The sequence below is a fragment of the Sorangium sp. So ce128 genome (genome assembly GCF_051525245.1).
Lineage (GTDB): Bacteria > Myxococcota_A > Polyangia > Polyangiales > Polyangiaceae > Sorangium > Sorangium cellulosum_B.
Genome location: NZ_CP150313.1, coordinates 711,155 through 728,545 on the forward strand (window position 1 = coordinate 711,155; position 17,391 = coordinate 728,545).

At 73.8% G+C, this 17,391-nt stretch carries 14 protein-coding genes; 8 read left to right on the forward strand and 6 right to left on the reverse strand.

Annotated features, from left to right (window positions below):
* Window positions 1–292 precede the first annotated feature (292 nt).
* Both WME82_RS02860 and WME82_RS02865 read right to left on the reverse strand, forming a co-directional pair.
* On the reverse strand, window positions 293–985 hold the full coding sequence (locus tag WME82_RS02860; RefSeq protein WP_437743998.1) for a glutathione S-transferase N-terminal domain-containing protein: 693 nt from the start codon (window positions 983–985) through the stop codon (window positions 293–295).
* A 168-nt stretch (window positions 986–1,153) separates the two neighbouring features.
* Window positions 1,154–2,044, reverse strand: a complete 891-nt coding sequence (locus WME82_RS02865) for a homocysteine S-methyltransferase family protein (protein ID WP_438041570.1) — start codon at window positions 2,042–2,044, stop codon at window positions 1,154–1,156.
* 518 nt (window positions 2,045–2,562) lie between these two features.
* Between WME82_RS02865 and WME82_RS02870 the strand changes: the two genes are divergently transcribed.
* The 8 genes from WME82_RS02870 to WME82_RS02905 all read left to right on the forward strand — a co-directional run bounded on the left by WME82_RS02870 (window position 2,563) and on the right by WME82_RS02905 (window position 11,548).
* On the forward strand, window positions 2,563–3,063 hold the full coding sequence (locus WME82_RS02870; RefSeq protein WP_438041571.1) for a hypothetical protein: 501 nt from the start codon (window positions 2,563–2,565) through the stop codon (window positions 3,061–3,063).
* A gap of 118 nt (window positions 3,064–3,181) precedes the next feature.
* A complete protein-coding gene (locus tag WME82_RS02875) occupies window positions 3,182–4,714 on the forward strand; it encodes a S53 family peptidase (RefSeq protein WP_438041572.1) in 1,533 nt (510 codons plus the stop codon).
* A 23-nt stretch (window positions 4,715–4,737) separates the two neighbouring features.
* Window positions 4,738–5,640 (forward strand): hypothetical protein, encoded by a 903-nt coding sequence (locus WME82_RS02880; protein WP_438041573.1) that lies wholly within the window; start codon window positions 4,738–4,740, stop codon window positions 5,638–5,640.
* Between the two features lie 133 nt (window positions 5,641–5,773).
* A complete protein-coding gene (locus tag WME82_RS02885) occupies window positions 5,774–7,339 on the forward strand; it encodes a L,D-transpeptidase (protein ID WP_438041574.1) in 1,566 nt (521 codons plus the stop codon).
* Between the two features lie 201 nt (window positions 7,340–7,540).
* Window positions 7,541–7,888, forward strand: a complete 348-nt coding sequence (locus tag WME82_RS02890) for a hypothetical protein (protein WP_438041575.1) — start codon at window positions 7,541–7,543, stop codon at window positions 7,886–7,888.
* Window positions 7,878–9,359, forward strand: a complete 1,482-nt coding sequence (locus tag WME82_RS02895; protein ID WP_438041576.1) for a TolC family protein — start codon at window positions 7,878–7,880, stop codon at window positions 9,357–9,359. Before WME82_RS02890 ends, WME82_RS02895 begins: the two co-directional genes overlap by 11 nt.
* Window position 9,360: 1 nt before the next feature.
* Window positions 9,361–10,695, forward strand: coding sequence for a multicopper oxidase family protein (locus WME82_RS02900; protein ID WP_437744006.1), 1,335 nt, complete (start codon window positions 9,361–9,363; stop codon window positions 10,693–10,695).
* A 241-nt stretch (window positions 10,696–10,936) separates the two neighbouring features.
* Window positions 10,937–11,548, forward strand: a complete 612-nt coding sequence (locus tag WME82_RS02905; protein WP_437744007.1) for a DUF2914 domain-containing protein — start codon at window positions 10,937–10,939, stop codon at window positions 11,546–11,548.
* A 36-nt stretch (window positions 11,549–11,584) separates the two neighbouring features.
* On the opposite strand, the gene WME82_RS02910 is transcribed toward WME82_RS02905, so the two are convergent.
* Genes WME82_RS02910 through tyrS form a run of 4 tightly spaced genes read right to left on the reverse strand, consistent with a single transcriptional unit; the run spans window position 11,585 to window position 17,343 of the window.
* On the reverse strand, window positions 11,585–12,922 hold the full coding sequence (locus WME82_RS02910) for a metallophosphoesterase (RefSeq protein WP_438041577.1): 1,338 nt from the start codon (window positions 12,920–12,922) through the stop codon (window positions 11,585–11,587).
* 58 nt (window positions 12,923–12,980) lie between these two features.
* Window positions 12,981–15,032, reverse strand: a complete 2,052-nt coding sequence (locus WME82_RS02915) for an alpha/beta hydrolase (protein ID WP_438041578.1) — start codon at window positions 15,030–15,032, stop codon at window positions 12,981–12,983.
* A gap of 42 nt (window positions 15,033–15,074) precedes the next feature.
* Window positions 15,075–16,121, reverse strand: coding sequence for a hypothetical protein (locus WME82_RS02920; protein WP_437914642.1), 1,047 nt, complete (start codon window positions 16,119–16,121; stop codon window positions 15,075–15,077).
* Window positions 16,114–17,343: a tyrosine--tRNA ligase gene (tyrS, locus tag WME82_RS02925; RefSeq protein ID WP_438041579.1), complete on the reverse strand. Its 1,230-nt coding sequence runs from the start codon at window positions 17,341–17,343 to the stop codon at window positions 16,114–16,116. Before tyrS ends, WME82_RS02920 begins: the two co-directional genes overlap by 8 nt.
* Window positions 17,344–17,391 lie beyond the last annotated feature (48 nt).

Consider the following 17,391-nt stretch of genomic DNA (forward strand, 5'->3'; position numbering starts at 1 on the left):
AGCGCTCGTTCCCCTTTTCTCCGGCGAAAGGACGTGTCGGGTCCAGCCAGGGCGCACCAGCGGCCCGGCGCGCCCGGTGAAGCCCTGACGGCAGGCCGCGCTGCGCTGGTGGCCCCGCCCTGCTCAGGACGCTCTGGGGTGCGTCGCGCGTGGCGCGCTGGCGCGCTGGACGGCGCGTTGGAGCTTGGTTTGTCCGCCCTGGTCGCAGTCCGTCAGCGAGGCGCCGCGCGCCCAGGGCGCACCACCGCGCAATCGCGGGGGGCGCGTCCCCTGCGCGTGCGGGACGGGCGGCTCACGCCTCGGGCTTCTTCCCGAACAGCCACTTCTTCGCCTCGTCGTCCATCGGCTGGCTCGCGTTCCGCAGCTCATTTCCGACCGCGAGCCCGCGCTCGACGGCGGGCCTCGCGCGCACCGCATCGAGCCACCGCTTGAAGTTCGGGAGCTCGTCGGCCGACACCCCGTACCGCTCGTGCGGCATCGCCCAGGGATAGCTCGCCATGTCGGCAATCGAGTACTCGCCAGCCAGGAAAGGCCGGTCCGCGAGCCGCTTGTCCATCACGCCATAGAGCCGCCGTACCTCCTTGGTATAGCGCTCGATCGCATAGGGGATCTTCTCCGGCGCATAGTGATTGAAATGGCCCGCCTGGCCGCTCATCGGGCCGAGGCCGCCCATCTGCCACATGAGCCACTGGGTCACCTCGTAACGACCGCGGACGTCCGAGGGGATGAACTTGCCCGTCTTCTCCGCGAGGTAGAGCAGGATCGCGCCCGACTCGAACACGGAGATCGGCGCCCCGCCGCCCGGAGGGTCGTGATCGACGATGGCGGGCATCCGGTTGTTGGGGCTGATCGCGAGGAACTCCGGCTTGAACTGCTCGCCCCGCCCGATGTTGACCGGGACGAGCTTGTAGGGGAGGCCCGTCTCCTCGAGCATTATGCTGATCTTCCAGCCGTTCGGGGTGGGCCAGTAATAGAGATCGATCATCTTGCGCTCCGTGTCCGTGGGCCGCCGCCGATCGCGACGGCGTGCTGTCTCAGGCGATGGCTCGTGTCTGCCGGGCGCCGCGCCGCTTCGCGCTGGCGTCGCCCGGCTCGTCGGACAATCGGTGGCACGTCGCCCCGTGGGGAGCAACCGGCGATTGGGCGCGTCGCCTCAGCGCGGCGATCCCGTCGGTTCGCGCGCGGGCCTCGCCCCGTCGACGAGCGCGCGCAGCGCCGCGATGTGCCCTGGCCCCGTCCCGCAGCACCCGCCCACGATCGTGGCGCCCGCCTCGAGCCAGCGGCGCGCGAGCTCCGCATAACGCGCGGCCGCCGAGCCGCGCTGGTCGACGCCAACGCCCCAGCCGAGCCCCTCGGCCTCCGCGCCCGCGTTCGCGTAGGCCCCGAACGGGACGCCGCACGCCGCGAGCCGCTCGATGTGCGCGAGCGTGCGAGTCGCCGGGGTGCAGTTGACGAGCACGGCACTCGCGCCGAGGGAGGCCGCCTCCCGCGCGGCGAGCCCGATGTCCTCGGGCGAGAGCAGATCCGACCCCGGACCGGCCGTGAACGACACCCATGCTTCGACGCCCGTGGCGACCGCCTCCTCCAGCGCCACGAGCGCCTCGCCGATGTGCGGGAACGTCTCGCAGAGGAGGAGGTCGACGCCCGCCCTCGCGAGCGCCTGCGCGAGCTCGCGGTGCTCCTGCCGCGCGTCGGCCGGGCTCAGGTCGGGCCGGTAGCAATCCTCGATCGGCGCGATGCTGCCGGCGACCCGGTGCCGTGGGCCCTCGTCGCGCACGGCCTCGCGCGCCAGCGAGACGGCGCGCGCGGTCAGCTCGGCCCAGGCGGCGCCCGCCTGCCTCCGTCTGGTGCGGAACGTGTTGGCCGTGTGCACCGTCGCGCCTGCGCGCGCGTAATCCCGATGGATCGCGCGGACCACGTCGCAGCCGTGCGCATCGAGCAGGGCCGCGGCGCTCCAGAGCGGCGCCGGCGTCTCGACCCCGCGCGCGGCGAGCTCGGTCCCGAGCGGGCCGTCGAGGACCACGATGGCACCCTCGGCGGACACAGCAGCTGAACCGAGGGGCGATCTGGCCACGTCCTCCATGTAGGCTCCGGTATGTCCGCGGCCGGCTTCCACGGCAACCCCTGAGTCGGGTCATGGCCCGTCTGCGGCTCGGGGTAAGCGAGGCCCCGCACGGCGCACCGTCCCGACCACTGTGCGGCAGAAAGAACGATGGAAATCTCTTTCGCGCCGGGAAATTACTTGCCAGGTATGGGGGGCCTGCGGCACCGTTGAAATGAATTCATCTTCCCCTCATTCCACTCGACTCGCCGGAGTCGTGGGGTCCGACAAGCAAGCGATCGTTTGCAGGAGCGACGCAGGACCGACATGGGGGAGCTCCCGCTGGCCCGCGCGAGGCCAGGCGAGCGCCGTCAGTGAGCCCATAAGAAAGGAACGCCATCATGATTCGACAGTCCATCCGTTCTTCCAAATCGCTCGCTCTCAGTGTTGCGCTTGGCGTCATCGCAGCGGCCGGGTTTACCGGATGCGGCGCGTCGGAGGAGGCTCCCGTCGATGACGCGGTGGCGCACGAGCGGATCACCCAGGCGGAGGTCTCGAAGGCCCTCGAGACGAGCGAGTTCCTGAACCTCGACATGAGCCGAGACACGGTCTACGCCCTCGATTACTCGGGGGGGGCCATCGACTACGCGCGCATCAAGCTCTCCACCGGCAACGGCAAGGAGATCTTGCTCTCGGAGCAGATGGCCGCCATCGAGCAGGCGGACTACGGCGACTACCCGGCGCCCGTCCTGACCGAGGCGTCGGACGATCGGTTCAGCATCTCCTCGGACGAGTCTGCCTTCGGGAAGCTGTCGGAGAGCGAGCTCGACCAGCTGAGGACCGACGGGTTCTTCTACTCCGAGGAGCCCCCGGCGGCCCCCGGGGCGAAGCCGCAGAGCACCGACCCCGACTGCATCCACGCCTACTGCGAGGTATGTACCGACAACACGACCGGCGGGCGCCCCGAGACATGGAAGCCGGGGACCTACACCTGCTACCTCATCGAGCACGTGTGGTGCTGAGACGCGCCTGACGGACTCTTTCCCCCTCGGTCGCAGGGCCTCATTGATGCGTTCGCTCTCGGTTTGGTGCGCCGCGCTGCTCGCCCTCGGGGGCACAGCGTGCGGAAAAGACGGACCCGTGCTCCCGAGCGGCCTTCCCCGGCCGCTCGCGGGGATCTACATGGACTTCGGCGCGGCGCCGGAGGAGGGCCGCTTCCGCGCGCTGATGGGGTTCCCGACCCGCGATGTCCCCGGGCTCGAGAGCGCGATCGAGGACATGTACGATCCCGGGAAGCCGGACACGTTCCGGAAGTACATGTCGGTCGAGACCTGGATGGAGCGCCACGCCCCGTCCGAGAGCGACGTCGCGGCCGTCGAAGACTGGCTCGTCCAGCAGGGGATGGAGATCCGGCGGCGGTCCAAAAACCGGCTCCTGCTCGAGTTCGCGGGCACGGTCGAGCAGTTCAATACCGCGTTTGACACCGAGCTCCGCGACTTCGAGCGCGAGAACCCCGCGGCCGGCGGCAAGCCGCTCCGCACGTTCGGCGCGCTCGATCCGCTCAGGCCGCCGCAGCGGATCATCGACCTCGCGTCGGGCGTCATCTCGGTCGAGATCCCCGCCGACACTGATCCGCTCCCGGGCGAGGGGGGCTCGATCGAGGAGGAGCCACCGCCGGAGCCGGAGCAGGGGTACACGCCCGCGCAGATCGCGCGGGCCTATGGGGTCGACGCGCTTCACACCGGCGGCCACAGCGGGCAGGGCGTGAAGCTCGGCGTCGTTGTCGGGGCGACGTTCAAGAGATGGGATCTCCAGTCGTTCTGGCGATCGTTCGGCGTCTCGCGCGACAACCCCGAGGAAGTGGTCACCGCGGATCCGATCTCCACGCGTTATGTCGAGAGCACGCTGGACATGCAATGGTCGGGCGTGATGGCGCCCATGGCGGAGCTCATCGCGTACCAGGGGCCGGACGCGCGCACCCACTCCATCCTCTATGCGTGGAACGAGGCGATCGCTGCCGGCGAGGTGTCGGTGCTCTCGACGTCGTTCGCGCACCGCGAGGAGACGGAGGCGCAGCCGATCCGCGAGCAATACAACGAGGCGGCGCGCATGGGCGCGGCGCTCGGGATGACGATCGTCGTCGCGAGCGGCGACTCGAGCAGGCCCGACGTGCCGTCGTCGAGCCCGTATGTGACGTGCGTCGGCGGGACGGTGCTCGAGCTCGGCGACGGCGGCGAGGTCGCGCGCGAGGTGGCGTGGAGCGGCTCCGGCTCGGGCCGATCGCGCGCCTTCGATACGCCGTGGTGGCAGGAGAGCGTCGTGACGGACGCGCAGGGCACGCGCGCGGTCTCCGACGTCGCGCTGAGCGCGTCGTCGGACTCCCCGTACTGGCTCTACTTCCTGGGCGAGTGGGATCAGCGCGGCGGCACCTCGTTTGCGGCGCCGGTGTTCGCCGGGCTGATGGCGTCGGTGAACAGCCACCGGATCGCGCAGGGCAAGCCCGTCGCCGGGTGGCTGAACCGGGCGCTTTACACCGATGCGGGCGTGCAGGCCGCGTTCCGCGACATCACCGAGGGCAAGACCCCCGAGGGGTTCAGCGCGGGGCCCGGCTGGGACTATCCGACCGGCTGGGGCGCTCCGCTCGCGGACAAGCTCGCGGAGGCGCTCCCGTAGGAAAGCGTCATCCTCTGGGTCGGATGGCGCCCCCCGTCGCGTTCCTCTTCCTCTCGCTCGTGTCGCTTCCGCTCCTTGCGGCGGCGGCGCTCGGCTGTGACCGCCCAGGCCGCTCCGCCGGTCCGGCGCCCGCGCCGCCCAGCGTCGCGCCCGCTCCGGCGCGGGAAGAGGCGGCGCAGGCCGCGGACGGTGGCGCGACGCCGGCGGCCGCCGCCGGGGACGCGGCGGCCGCTGCTGCGGGAGCTGCGCCGCTCCGCGCGGACGCGCCGTTCGTGGAGCTCCCTGTCGAGGGGTTTCCGAGCGCCGTTGTGTCGGTGCCGATCGGCGCCACCGCGCGGCGTCCCGTGCTCATCGCGTCGCACGGCAACTACGATCGGCCCGAGTGGCAGTGCCAGGTGTGGCGCGACATCGTGGGAGACGGCGTCTTCGTCCTGTGCCCGAGGGGCGTCGCGCGGCCCGATTCGCCGTCGGCGAGCGACGTCCGCTTCACGTACGAGAGCAACGCCCGCCTGGAGCAGGAGATCGACGCGGGGCTCGCGGCGCTGCGGGCGCGCTTTCCCGAGCACGTGGATCCCGGCGCGGTGCTCTATACAGGCTTCTCGCTGGGCGCGATCATGGGCTCTGCGATCGCCGCGCGCCGGGCGGCGCTCTTCCCGCGCCTCGTGCTGGTCGAGGGCGGACACGACAAGTGGACCCCTGCGACGGCCAAGGCGTTCGCGGACGGCGGCGGGCAGCGGGTCCTCTTCGTCTGCGCGCAGGCCGGGTGCGGCGGCGCCGCCGCGGCGGCCGCGGCGCGCCTGGAGAAAGCGGGGGTGCTCGCTCGCGTGGCGCGCAGCAAGGAGGCCGGCCACCGGTACGACGGGCCTGTGGCCGAAGAGACCCGAAGAGCGCTGGATTGGCTGATCGACGGCGATCCGCGCTGGTAAACGCCGCTCGGCGACGCGAGGGTGGGGAGCGCGCGCGTTGAACTGCCGCGGCTGCTCGGCGGGTCGAGACGTCGCGCCGCGGGCGGCCTGGTCGGCGGGCGGGCTCTGAGCTAGACGAGGCCCGTTGCTCGTCATGGCTTGCTCTTTCCCGGATGCGCGCGCGCGCCGCCGCGGTGGTCTGGATCGGCTGCGGCGCGCGTCGGCGCTCGCCGCGTCGGCGCTCGTGGCGGCCTGCGGCCCGGGCGAGGAGCCGCCGGGGCGCTCGGCCGCCGCGCAGCCGGCGGCCCCGGAGCCGGCGCTCGCCGCCGCGGGCGCCGTGGAGCCGCTGGACGGCGGCGCGGCCGTCGAGGCCGCGCCCGCGGCGTCCAGGGAGGCGCTGCGGCCCGGGCGCGGCGACAAGCTCGCGAGCATCGCCATGCGCACGTTCGTTCACGCCGCGCCCGAGCGCGGCGCGCTCAAGCTCGGTTACCTGCGGGCCGGCGCGCTCGTCGAGCGCGCCGCGGCGCCGTCGGGCGACGCGGGGTGCGCCGGCGGGTGGTACGCCATCCATCCCCGCGGCTTCGTGTGCGTCGGCAGGGGCGCCTCGCTCGACCTGGACCACGAGATCGTCGCCGCGACGCCGGCCGGCCCGCGACGGGGCGAGCCGTATCCGTACCGGTACGTCGTGTCGCGGAAGCCGCCGCCGCACCTCTATGTCCACCTGCCCAGCGAGGCCGAGCAGCGGCGCGTCGAGGGGCGCTCGCGCGCCCAGGGCACCCCCGCGTGGTCCCGCCGCGACGAGGCGCTCCTGGGCGAGCCGGAGCCGCTCACGCCCTTCTTCGCGAGCCGCCGCGACCTGCCCAAGCCGGTAGGCGCTGCCGAGAAGGTCCGCTTCCCCGCGCACCGGGGGCGCGCGCGGGCCGACTCGGCCTTCGGCCTGATCTCCACCTTCGCGTGGACCGGGCGGCGCTTCGGCCTGACGACCGAGCTCGACCTCATCCCGATCGATCGCACCTCGGCCGTCGCCCCCACGGCGATGCGCGGCGTGGAGGTGAAGAGCGAGGGGACGCCCGCGTTCGTCATGCACCACGGGGTGCGCACGCTGAAGCCGGACGCCTCGGGCGAGCTCAAGCCGGACGGCTGGGCGGCGCACCGCTCCGGCTGGGTGCTCACCGGCAAGACGGCCGCCGGCGGCGCCTATGCGGAGACCGACGCGGGCGCGTGGATCCCCGCGTCCGCGCTGCGGGTCGCGCGGCTGGGCCGCGACTTCTGGGGGCACGCGGCGCGCGGAAGGAAGTGGATCGACATCTCCATCGAGCTCCAGACGCTGGTCGCCTACGAGGGCGAGCGCCCCGTCTTCGCGACCCTCGTCTCGACGGGCAGGGGCGAGCTCGGCGATCCCGCGACCACCAGCGCCACCGTGCAGGGCACGTTCTTCATCCGCGAGAAGCACGTCACGGCGACGATGGACGGCGACGAGCTCAGCGAGTCGTCCGTCGACCTGCGGGACGTGCCCTATGTCCAGTACTTCCACAACAGCTATGCGCTGCACGGCGTCTACTGGCACGACGCGTTCGGCAAGGTGCGGAGCAGCGGCTGCGTGAACCTCGCGCCCGCCGACGCGGCGTGGCTGTTCGCGTGGACCGATCCCCCCGTCCCCGAGGGCTGGCACGCCGCGTTCAACGACAAGGGCGGGACGCTCGTGTACATCCACGCCTGACCGCGCGCGGCCAGGAGCGTGTAATACCGCCGGGCCGCGCGCGTCGGCCATGCATGCAACCCGGGACGACGCTGCTCGCGATCCAACTTCCTGCGCTGAGCTCTGGAGCGCTCGAGCTCAAATGCGGCATGAAGCCGCTGCGGGGCGCGGTCGCCCTCGGGCCCCGCACGTGATCGCACTCGCCACGCTGGAGCGGCTTCCATGAAATCACCTCACCTCGCCGGCCTGAACGCCCTGCTGATGCTCGTCGCTGCGCTCGCCGGCTGCGCGCCGCGCAGCCTTCCCGCGAGCTTCCCCGCGTCCTCTGCTGCCTCACCGCAGGCCGCGGAAGCTCCCTCGCCGCGGATCGGCGTCGCCCTCTCGGAGGAGCCTCCGCTGCCCGGCGAGCCCGCCGCGGGCTGGGTCGGGCTCGAGCCGGCGGCGGCCGCGGGCGCCGGCGCCGACCCTCACCAGCACCACCACCACCATCATCACGGCCCGGCGCCGGTGAGGTCGCCGGAGGGCGGCCCGGCGGCTGCCACGCCCGAGGAGCCTGTCCATGCGCACTGAACGCCGGCGATCGCGCGCGCTCGCCTCGCGCCTCCTGCCGCTCGTGGCGGGCCTCGCGCTCTCCTCGGCGGCCGCGGCCGGCTGCGCCGCCCCGTCGTCGACCGCCGACATGGCGCGGATCCGCGAGCTCTCCCGCGTCGAGCTCCCGAAGGGCGCGGCGTCAGAGGAGGTCGATCCGGCGCCGGCCGACGGCGCGCGCGCCCTCGGCCAGGCGCCGCGGCAGCCGCTCACCGCGGACGCGGCGGTGCGGATCGCGCTGCTCAACAACCGCGAGCTGCGCGCCGTGCTGAAGGAGGTCGGCGTCGCGCGGGGCAACCTCGAGCAGGCGGGCAAGCTGCCGAACCCGGAGATCGCGATCGGGGTCACGCCGCTGCAGGAGGGGGTCGAGCACGCGCACCTCGAGCTCGAGGTCGAGATCGACCTCACGTCGGCGCTCCTCTCGCCGCTCCACGCGAAGGCGGCGCGGTCGGAGCACGAGGCCGCGCGCTACCGCGCCGCGGGCGCGGTCGTCGATCTCGGCTACCAGGTGCGCGCCGCGTTCTACGCCGCGCAGGCGGCGGAGCAGCGCCTCGGCATCGCGAACCGCGCGCTCGACGCGTTCGCCGCGGCCCGCGACGCCGCCCGCGCGCTCTTCGAGGCGGGCAACGTCCCGGAGCTCGACGTGGCGACGCAGGAGGCGGGTTACGAGGAGGCGCGCGTCACGGCCGCGCAGATGGAGCTGGAGCTCCTCTCGCAGCGCGAGCGGCTCACCCGGCTGCTCGGCCTCTCCGGCGCGGCGACCTCCTGGACGATCGCCGGCGCGGTCCCTGCGGCGCCCGAGGCGCTCGCGACGCCGCCGCGCGCGGAGTCGCTGGCCTTGCGGGCGAGCCTCGAGCTCGCGGAGCTGCGCAGCCGGCTCGAGGCGGCGGCGGGGCGCGCCGGGGCCTTGCGCGCCGAGGGCTGGGTGCCGGACGTGGCGATCGGCGTCCACGGCGAGCGGGAGCTCGGCGCGAGCGGCGAGGCGCACGAGCACCCGTGGGTCCTCGGCGCCGGGGTCCGCCTCTCGCTCCCGCTCTTCGATCGGCGTCAGGGGGCCGAGGCCGCGCAGGCGGCGGAGTTCGACGGCCTGCTCGAGCGCTACCACGGCCGCGCCGTCGACGTCCGCTCGGCGGTCCGCGAGGCGCAGAGCCGGCTCCTGTTCGCGCACGCGCGCGCGCGGCACTACGCGCGCGTGATCCTCCCGGCGCGCAAGCGGGTGCTGGAGCAGACGTTGCTCCAGTACAACGCGATGCAGGTCGGGGTCTTCCAGCTGCTCTCGGCGCGCCGAGAGCAGCTCGACGCCGAGCTCGCGGCGGTCGAGGCGCTGCGCGAGCACTGGACGGCGAAGGCTGCGTTCGACGCGCTCCTGGCAGGGCGCCGCGTCGAGGCCGCGGGGGCCGGAGCTCCCGCGGCGATGCCGAGGGCCTCGGCCACCGGCGAAGGAGGGCATTGACATGGACCGACGTGCTTTCATCCACGCGGGCGGTCTGGCCGCCGGCGCCGCCATCCTCACGCAAGGGCTCGCCCATGCGCAGCAGCGCCCTGGCGCGCCGCCCGCCGCGGGCGCCGCTACGCCCCCGCCTCGCCGGACCGCGGCGCCCGGGGGGCAGCCCGCCGTGGTGACGCCGAACGGCAGCACGCTCCCGCTGCGCGTGGTGGACGGCGTGAAGGTCGGCCACCTCGTCGCCGGCCCCCTCGAGCACGAGATCGCCCCCGGCCTGAAGAGCGAGGTGTGGGGCTACAACGGGAGCACGCCCGGCCCGACCATCGAGGCGGTCGAGGGCGATCGCCTGCGCATCTACGTGACGAACTCGCTGCCGGAGGCCACCACGGTCCACTGGCACGGCCTCGTGCTGCCGAACGGCATGGATGGAGTCGCCGGGCTCACCCAGCGCCCGATCGAGCCCGGCGAGACGTATGTTTACGAGTTCGTCGTGCGGTATCCGGGGACGTACATGTACCACTCGCATTTCGACGAGATGACCCAGATCGCGCTGGGCGCGGTGGGGATGTTCGTCGTGCACCCGAGGAGGCCCAGGGGGCCGCGCGTGGACCGGGATTTCGTGCTGATGACGCACGAGTGGAAGATCAACGCGGGGGCGCGCCGGCCCGACCCGAACGCGATGAGCGACTTCAACGTCCTCACGTTCAACGGCAAGGCGTTCCCCGCGACGGCGCCGCTCGTCGTCGGCCGCGGCGAGCGCGTGCGCGTGCGCCTCGGGAACCTCGGCCCGATGGATCACCACCCGATCCACCTGCACGGCCTGTCGTTCCAGGTCACGGCGACGGACGGCGGGTTTGTCCCCGAGTCGGCCCAGTACCCGGAGACGACGGTCCTGGTCCCGGTCGGCAGCACGCGGGTCATCGAGTTCGTCCCCGAGGAGCCGGGCGACTGGGCGGTGCACTGCCACATGACCCATCACACGATGATGCAGATGGGCCATGGCCTGCCGAACATGGTCGGCGCCGAGACCCGCGCGCTCGATCGGCGGATGAGCCGCGTGATGCCCGGCTACATGACGATGGGGACCACGGGGATGGGCGGTATGGGCGAGATGCCCATGCCGATCCCCGCGAACAGCCTGCCGATGCGCGGCGGGGCCGGGCCGTTCTCGTACATCGACATGGGGGGAATGTTCACCGTCCTCAAGGTCCGCGACGATCCGGACAAGGCGGATCCGGCCGGGTGGTATGTGCACCCGGCCGGCACCGTGGCCGGGCCGGCGAGCGCCGAGCGGATGCGGGCGGACGGGATTGTCCCCGCTTCTGGAGGGAAGCCGGGCGGGTGAATCTCTCGACGTGAGCGAGGGCTCGCGGTCGGCATCTCGTCCGCGCGTCGAATCGAGGGGGCCTGGGGCTCGGGTCGATCGCGGCGGCGCGGGTCGGCCGTCTCGATGGACACACGCGGCGCGGCCGATCGACCACAGGTCAGCCAAAATCTTCAGCGATTTCAATGAGCCAGATGCGGTCCACGCCTTGCCATATCCGGTGGCGAGGCCGGGACGCCCCGGATCGCGGAGGAGTGCTTCGATGGCAATGAAGATGGCTCGACGGATGACGTTTCTGGCGCTTTGCACGGTCTCGCTCGCCGGCTGCGGCGAGCGTCACGACGCGCGGCCTCCGGCGCCGGCCGCTGCCGCGAGCCCCGCGGCGACGCAGTGCCCCGAGCCTGCAGCCGCCACGGCGGCGGCGCCCGCAGGCCTGCCGGCCGCGACGGTGACGGCGCCCGCGCCGGACGCGAACGTCGTGGCGGACAAGGGGGGCAAGGGGAGCCGTGAGGCCAAGGAGAAGGGGAGGGGGGCGGCGGAGCTGAAGGTGAAGCGGCTGGTGATCGCGGAGGGGGTGAAGGACCGCGAGCCGGTGGCGCCGGGGACGACGTTCCACGCGCCGGAGACACCGCGGCTCTATGCGTACCTGGAGGTCGAGAACCGGAGCGACGTGGAGGGCGAGGTGACGGTGGCGTTCGTCCCGCCGGGCGGCGGGGAGCCGGTCGGGAACGTGACGCTCGGGGTCGGACCGTCGCCGCGGTGGCGGACGTGGGCGTTCACGCGCGGGGCGCGGAAGGCGGGGGAGTGGACGGCGGTCGTGCGGTCGGAGACGGGCGAAGAGCTCGCGCGCGCGCCGTTCGAGGTGACGCTGTAGCCGAGCGCGGCTGGGCGCATCCACGAGGCTGCGCCGTCAGGCGGGCACGAGCTCGACGAGCGTGATCTCCGGTGGACAGTTGATGCGGACCGGCAGCCAGCCCCCGGCGCCGGCGTTGACGTGGAGGCGACGGCCCCGGTGCTCGTAGTGCCCGTTGTGGTAGAGCCCGGCGGGCAACATCGGCGTGAGCGCGTAATCGCCGATCCGGCCGAGCGAGATCTGCCCGCCGTGCGTGTGACCGGACAGCATCAGATCGAACGGCAGCTCGCGCGCGGCTCGGAACGTGCCCGGGTGGTGGCTGAGGAGGACGCGCGGCGCGCCGTCGTCCCGCATCTGGCCGAGCGCTCGATCGAGTCCGTCGCGCGTCGGGCGTCGGGCGGGCTCTCCCGGGCGCGCGCGGCTCGGGTAGTCGATGGCGCCCATCCACAGGCGATCGCCGCCGAGGCGGACCTCCCGCGCCTCGTCGACGAGCACCTGGGCGCCCGCTTCCTCGAGGCCCTTCACGATCGTCCCCACGCTGGCCGACCGGGCGGCGATGTACTCGTGGTTGCCCATGCAGAAGAAGAGCTGCCCCCGGGCGGGGCGCAGGCCCCGGAGCAGCCGCGCGGACAGCTCGAGCTGCGAGACGTGGTGATCGAGCAGATCGCCGGTGACGACGTGGATGTCCGCGCGGATCGCGTTCATGGCGTCGCGGAGCTCGTCGAGCCGCTCCGCATCCATGAAGCTGCCGACGTGCACGTCGCTGAGCTGCGCGATGGTGACGCCGTGCAGGCTCGTCAGCTCGCGGCGCACCGGCAGCGCGAGCCTCACGACGGCCGGACGCTGTCGCGACGCGAGCACGCCGCCCATCGACACCGCGACCGCCGCCGCGGGAAGCGCCCATGTCGCGCCGACGACGAAGCGGCGGCGGCGCTCATCGACGGCCTCCGGCCGGGCCTCGACATCGGCAGGCACGCGGATGTCCTGAGCGGCTGGATCGGCCTGAGCGCCGGCGCTGGCCTGCGCGCTCGTCGCAGGCTGGGCATCGGCCGCAGCCCGGGCGTTCCGGGGCGGCCGGAGCCGGCGGAGCGCCCGGACGGCCGCGCACGCGAGCGTGGCGAGCCCGAGGAGCAACCCGTAGAGGAGCAGGCCCACCTGCGCGCCCATGGCGATCAGCGCCAGCGGCTCTGGCGCGTGGCGCTGGAGCGCGCGCAGCCCCGAGAAGCTCGCCGCGGCCATGAGCAGCGCCGGGAGCGCGGCCAGCAGCAGGCCCGCAGCGCAGAGGCCGCTGATCAGCGCTCCATGTCGACGGAACGCCGCGCGCAGCCGCCGCCAGAGGATCAGGCCGAGGAGGCCGTTGACGAGCGTGACGACGAGGCCGCCGAGCTGGTACACGCCACGGAAACTAGCATCGCGCCGATCGCGCGTCCGGCCGCGGCCCCGCCGGCTGCGCCTAGGAGCCAGCCGCTCCGTCAGGCACCTCGGCGCTGACCGGGATCTCACGTGCTTCGAGCCCCTCGAGCGACGCCTTGCCCGAGAGCGCGTCGAGGTCGCCGCGCGCGTCCCGGAGGTAGCCATTGAAGAACGCGGCGAGGTAGCCCATCGCGATCGCCTGCTGCTCGCGCCGCGGGAGCCCGGCGTGGCCGTCGAGCGGCTCGGCGAGGCCGAGCGACGTCGTGTAGCCGAAGTGGTTCGCGCCGGGCAGGGTCACGAGGTGCTTCGGAGCGCGCGCGCGGTCGTAGAGCGCCGCCGGGACCGCGGCGGCGATGGGGTCCGCCGTGCCGCGGACGACGAGCGCCGGCCGAGGCGCGAGCGCGTCGATGGACAGCGCGCGCTCGGGGGCGCCCGCCGGCGCGAGGAGCGCGAGGGCGCGGACATCGAACGGGCAAGCGGCGTCGAGCGCGAGCGCGAGCGCGGCCTGCGCGCCGAGCCCGTGGCCGAGCAGGCCCACCCGAGCGAAGTCGGCCAGGAGCGGGCCCCGGGAGCCGGCGCGGAGGTGCGTGAGCGCGTCCCGGAGCACCGCGGCGCGGCGCAGCGGCGCGTCGTCGGGCGTGAGCCACGAGAGATCGGGCGCGACGACGACGAAGCCCCAGCGCGCGAGGTGCGCCATCACGCCGGCGAGCTGGCGGTAGTCCTGGGCAAGACCCGCGGGCGACCCGGCGGTGGCCGCGCTCGTGGCGAGGCGCCGCTCGTGGGCGATCGCGATGACCGGGAACGGGCCTCCCGGCGAGAGCGGCGCCTCCTCGCCGTCCGCGGACGCGGGGTAGTAGAGCAGCGCGGCGCTCCGCGCGGGGCATCGGTAGAGCGCGCCCTGGAACGGCCACGTGTCGGGGTAGCAGGCGTCCGCCGACAGCGAGAGCGCGCCGATGCGCCGGAACCCCGCCCGGTGCGGCCCGGCGCGCAGCCGCGGCGAAGCGCCGGTGGGGAGCGGCGCAGGCGGAGGCGAGCTCATCGAGGGGGGCGGGCGAGAGGTCGTCGCCGCAGGCGGGCGAGAGGGCGTAGCGGCAGGCGGGCGATTCGTCGTGGTGGCAGGCGGAGGGAGCGTCGCCGGAGAGGGGACATCTGCCGGGGAAGGCGACGTGTTGCCGATCGCGCGCTGCGACCAGACCGCGCCGTCGCGCGTCGCGTGGACGATCCGCCCATCGGCGCGCACGGCGAGCTCGATTCGCCCGAGCGGCCAGCTCTCGATCACCGATACCGCCTCGCACCGGCCCAGATCGGTGGCGAACACCGTCGGACCGCGGAAGCGGGCGCCGTCGTCACGGCTCCACCGCGCGAGCCCCACGCGCGCGAGCGGCGAGAACAGCTCGAGCGTCCCAGGTCCGCCGATCGTGCTCCGGAAGAGCGCCGGTGTCCCGCGGACCCCGGAGACCACCTCCTCCGGGCCGTGCCACGCTGCCCCGGACCCGGGAGAGCGCCGGAACATCACCAGGCGATCGCCGACGCGCGCGACGACCTCGAGGTCGCCGGGCGCGTTGGGTCCGTGCGGCGCGCCGGCCATGCGCTGGATCATCGCGACCGCCTCGAATCGACCGAGCCCCTCGCCGAAGATCACCGGGCCGCGCCAGCCGAGCTCCGCGGTGTCGTTGTCGCGGTGGTAGTGCGCGATCCCGCCGCGCGCGTGAGGCACCACGAGCTCGAAGTTGCCTTTGCCCCCGAAGCAGCCCTGGATCAGGGCGGGGTCGCCGGCCGCGCCCTCCGCGAAGAAGCGCGGCTCGCTCCACGACGGCTCGCTCGAGGGCGCGCACCAGAACGCGGCCAGCCGATCCCCGATGCGCGCCACCGCCTCGAGGTGGCCTGGATCGCCGAAGTTGCTCTGGATGAGCGACACCGCCTCGACCGGGCCGAGGCCGCTGGCGAACGTCGCCACGTGACGCCACGGCCCGGAGGCCTCCTCGCGGCGGTGGTGCTCGACGCCGAACGGCGTGTCGGCGGCGGGCAAGACGAGCTCGAGCGTGCCGCGGGAGGCGCATTGCAGGAAGAAGCCGCTGGTCGTGGTGGGCATGGCGCTGACGGCACCCAATTTACCGGTGAGGCGCCGCCGCGCCTACCGCAGCATCTCGGCGAGCCGCTCGCCGGTCGCCGCCGCGAGCCCCCGGGCGAGCGCCCGCGGGTTCAGCTCGACCGCGACGGCCACCGCGTCCGGCGCGTGGGTGGCGAGCGGCGGCTCGACCGGCGCGTCCAGCCCGAGCAGGTGGCCGAACGAGCCGCCCGCCAGCTCGTTCCAGGCCGCGAGCAGCTCCTCCGAGGCGGCCTCCCCGCTCGTCGAGAAGTCGCCCGCCACCGCGATCGCGAGCGCGATCCCCTCGCGGGCGCTCGGCCTCGCGGCCGCGCCCACGGCGGTCGCCGCCGCGAGCAGCCCCCGCGCGCCGCGGGCGAGCTCCCCGTCGAACGGCCCCGGCGCGAACGCGCGCACGGGCGCCGGGCCGAGGCGGGCCTCGAGCGCGCGCAGCGGGCCGCCCGAGAGCGCCGCGGGCGAGCGCTTGAGGCGGCCGAGCGCGTACAGCGACGCGACGCGCGCCGGCCCGCGCAGCGGGCTGCCGCCATCCTGCACGCAGGCCACGTCCTCGCCGAGCAGCACCAGCGCGTGCGGCTTCGTGCCGATGTCGCCCGTCACGCGCACGACGTCCGGGCGATCGAGCGCGCGCCGCTCCTTGCCCGTGAGCCGCCGCCGGAAGAGGCGCTCGATGGCGCGCGGATCGCCGCTGTGGCGCGCCACGTAGAGCGTGGCGTCGCCCGCCGGCCCCGCGCCCGCGTACGACGCGATCGCCGCCTCGCGCACCTGCCGCAGATCGACGCCGGTCGCGCGGGCGTGCCGGGCCAGGTTCTCCTCGGGCGCCACGAGCGCGATCGACGGGATGAGCCACGGCACCGCCGCGACCTCGCGGGGCCGGACGAGGATCAGCCACCTGAGCCCCGCCTGCGGCAGGAGGCGCGTCAGGTCCGCCGTGGCGAGCGGCGGCAGCGGCGGGCTAGGCCGGGCGGGCGGCCGCGGCGCGCCGCCGCACGAGGGCAGCGCGAGGCCGAGGGCGCAGCCCAGGACGCCGCCGAGCACGGCGCGCCGGCGAGGCGCTCGCCCGCGCGCGTCAGCCAACGACGAGGTAGGCGAAGCGGCGGTTCTTCGAGCCGACGCGGACCAGGTAGCGCTTCCCACGCTCGAGCTTGAGCTGCTCGTCCTTGACCACCTCGCCCTCGAGGTGCACCGCGCCGCCCTTCACGAGGCGCCGCGCCGCGGAGGTCGACTCGGCGAGCCCCGCCAGCGCCAGCGCGTTGCCGATCGGGATCGTGTCGCGGTCGCTCGCCACCTGGAGCTCCTCGATGTTCTCCGGCAGGCCGCCGGCCGCGACGCTGCGGCGCCGCTCGAGGGCCGCGCGCGCGTCCTCCGCCGAGTGGAAGCGGGCGACGATCTCCTGCGCGAAGAGCTCCTTCACCGCGATGACGCCCTGCTCGCCGCGGAGGACCGCCCCCCGCAGGGCGGCGATCTCCTCGGGCGGGCGCGACGACAGGAGCTCCATGTACCGCCAGATCACGCCGTCATCGACGAGCATCAGCTTCTGGAGCATCTCGAACGGCGGCTCGGTGATGCCGACGTAGTTGTCCGCGCTCTTCGACATCTTGGCGCCGACGACCTTCCCGTCCTCGACGCGCGCGTTCGTGCCCTCGAGGAGCGGCATCGTCATCACCATCTGGGCGCGCTTGCCGTAGCGGGGCATCAGGTCGCGCGCCACGAGCAGGTTGAAGAGCTGATCGGTGCCGCCGAGCTCGATGTCGGCCTCGAGCTCGACCGAGTCGTAGGCCTGGAGGAGCGGGTACATGAACTCGTGCACGTAGATGGGCCGCGCCTCCTCGTAGCGCTTCTTGAAGTCGTCGCGCTCCAGCATGCGGGCGACGGTGTACTTCGCGCAGAGCTCGATCATCTGCGTCGGATCGAGCTTGTTCAGCCACTCGGAGTTGTAGCGGACCTCGGTCCTGTTCTTGTCGAGGACCTTGAACGCCTGCGCCTGGTAGGTCTCCGCCGCGGCGACGACCTCCTCGCGCGAGAGCCGCGGGCGCAGCTCGTTCTTGCCGGTCGGATCGCCGACCATCGCCGTGAAGTCGCCGACCACGAAGACCACGTGGTGCCCGAGCTCCTGGAACTCCCGCATCTTCTGCATCACCACCGTGTGGCCGAGGTGGAGATCGGGTCGGGTCGGGTCGAAGCCGGCCTTCACGCGCAGCGGCTTGCCCTCGCGGATCCGCTCCTCGAGCTCGGCCCGGACGTGGAGGTCGACGACACCCTTGCAGAGGATCTGGAGCTGACGTTCGGCGGGGACCATGGGGGCCCGCTTCTACCGCGCAGCGGAACCGCCCGCCAGAGGGGCGAC

Bases quoted from the DNA above. Each gene is read 5' to 3' on its own strand.
- WME82_RS02860 (WP_437743998.1), bottom strand. From the start codon at position 985: ATGATCGATCTCTATTACTGGCCCACCCCGAACGGCTGGAAGATCAGC.
- WME82_RS02880 (WP_438041573.1), top strand. From the start codon at position 4,738: ATGGCGCCCCCCGTCGCGTTCCTCTTCCTCTCGCTCGTGTCGCTTCCG.
- WME82_RS02885 (WP_438041574.1), top strand. From the start codon at position 5,774: ATGGCTTGCTCTTTCCCGGATGCGCGCGCGCGCCGCCGCGGTGGTCTG.
- WME82_RS02890 (WP_438041575.1), top strand. From the start codon at position 7,541: ATGAAATCACCTCACCTCGCCGGCCTGAACGCCCTGCTGATGCTCGTC.
- WME82_RS02895 (WP_438041576.1), top strand. From the start codon at position 7,878: ATGCGCACTGAACGCCGGCGATCGCGCGCGCTCGCCTCGCGCCTCCTG.
- WME82_RS02900 (WP_437744006.1), top strand. From the start codon at position 9,361: ATGGACCGACGTGCTTTCATCCACGCGGGCGGTCTGGCCGCCGGCGCC.
- WME82_RS02905 (WP_437744007.1), top strand. From the start codon at position 10,937: ATGGCAATGAAGATGGCTCGACGGATGACGTTTCTGGCGCTTTGCACG.
- WME82_RS02915 (WP_438041578.1), bottom strand. From the start codon at position 15,032: ATGCCCACCACGACCAGCGGCTTCTTCCTGCAATGCGCCTCCCGCGGC.
- tyrS (WP_438041579.1), bottom strand. From the start codon at position 17,343: ATGGTCCCCGCCGAACGTCAGCTCCAGATCCTCTGCAAGGGTGTCGTC.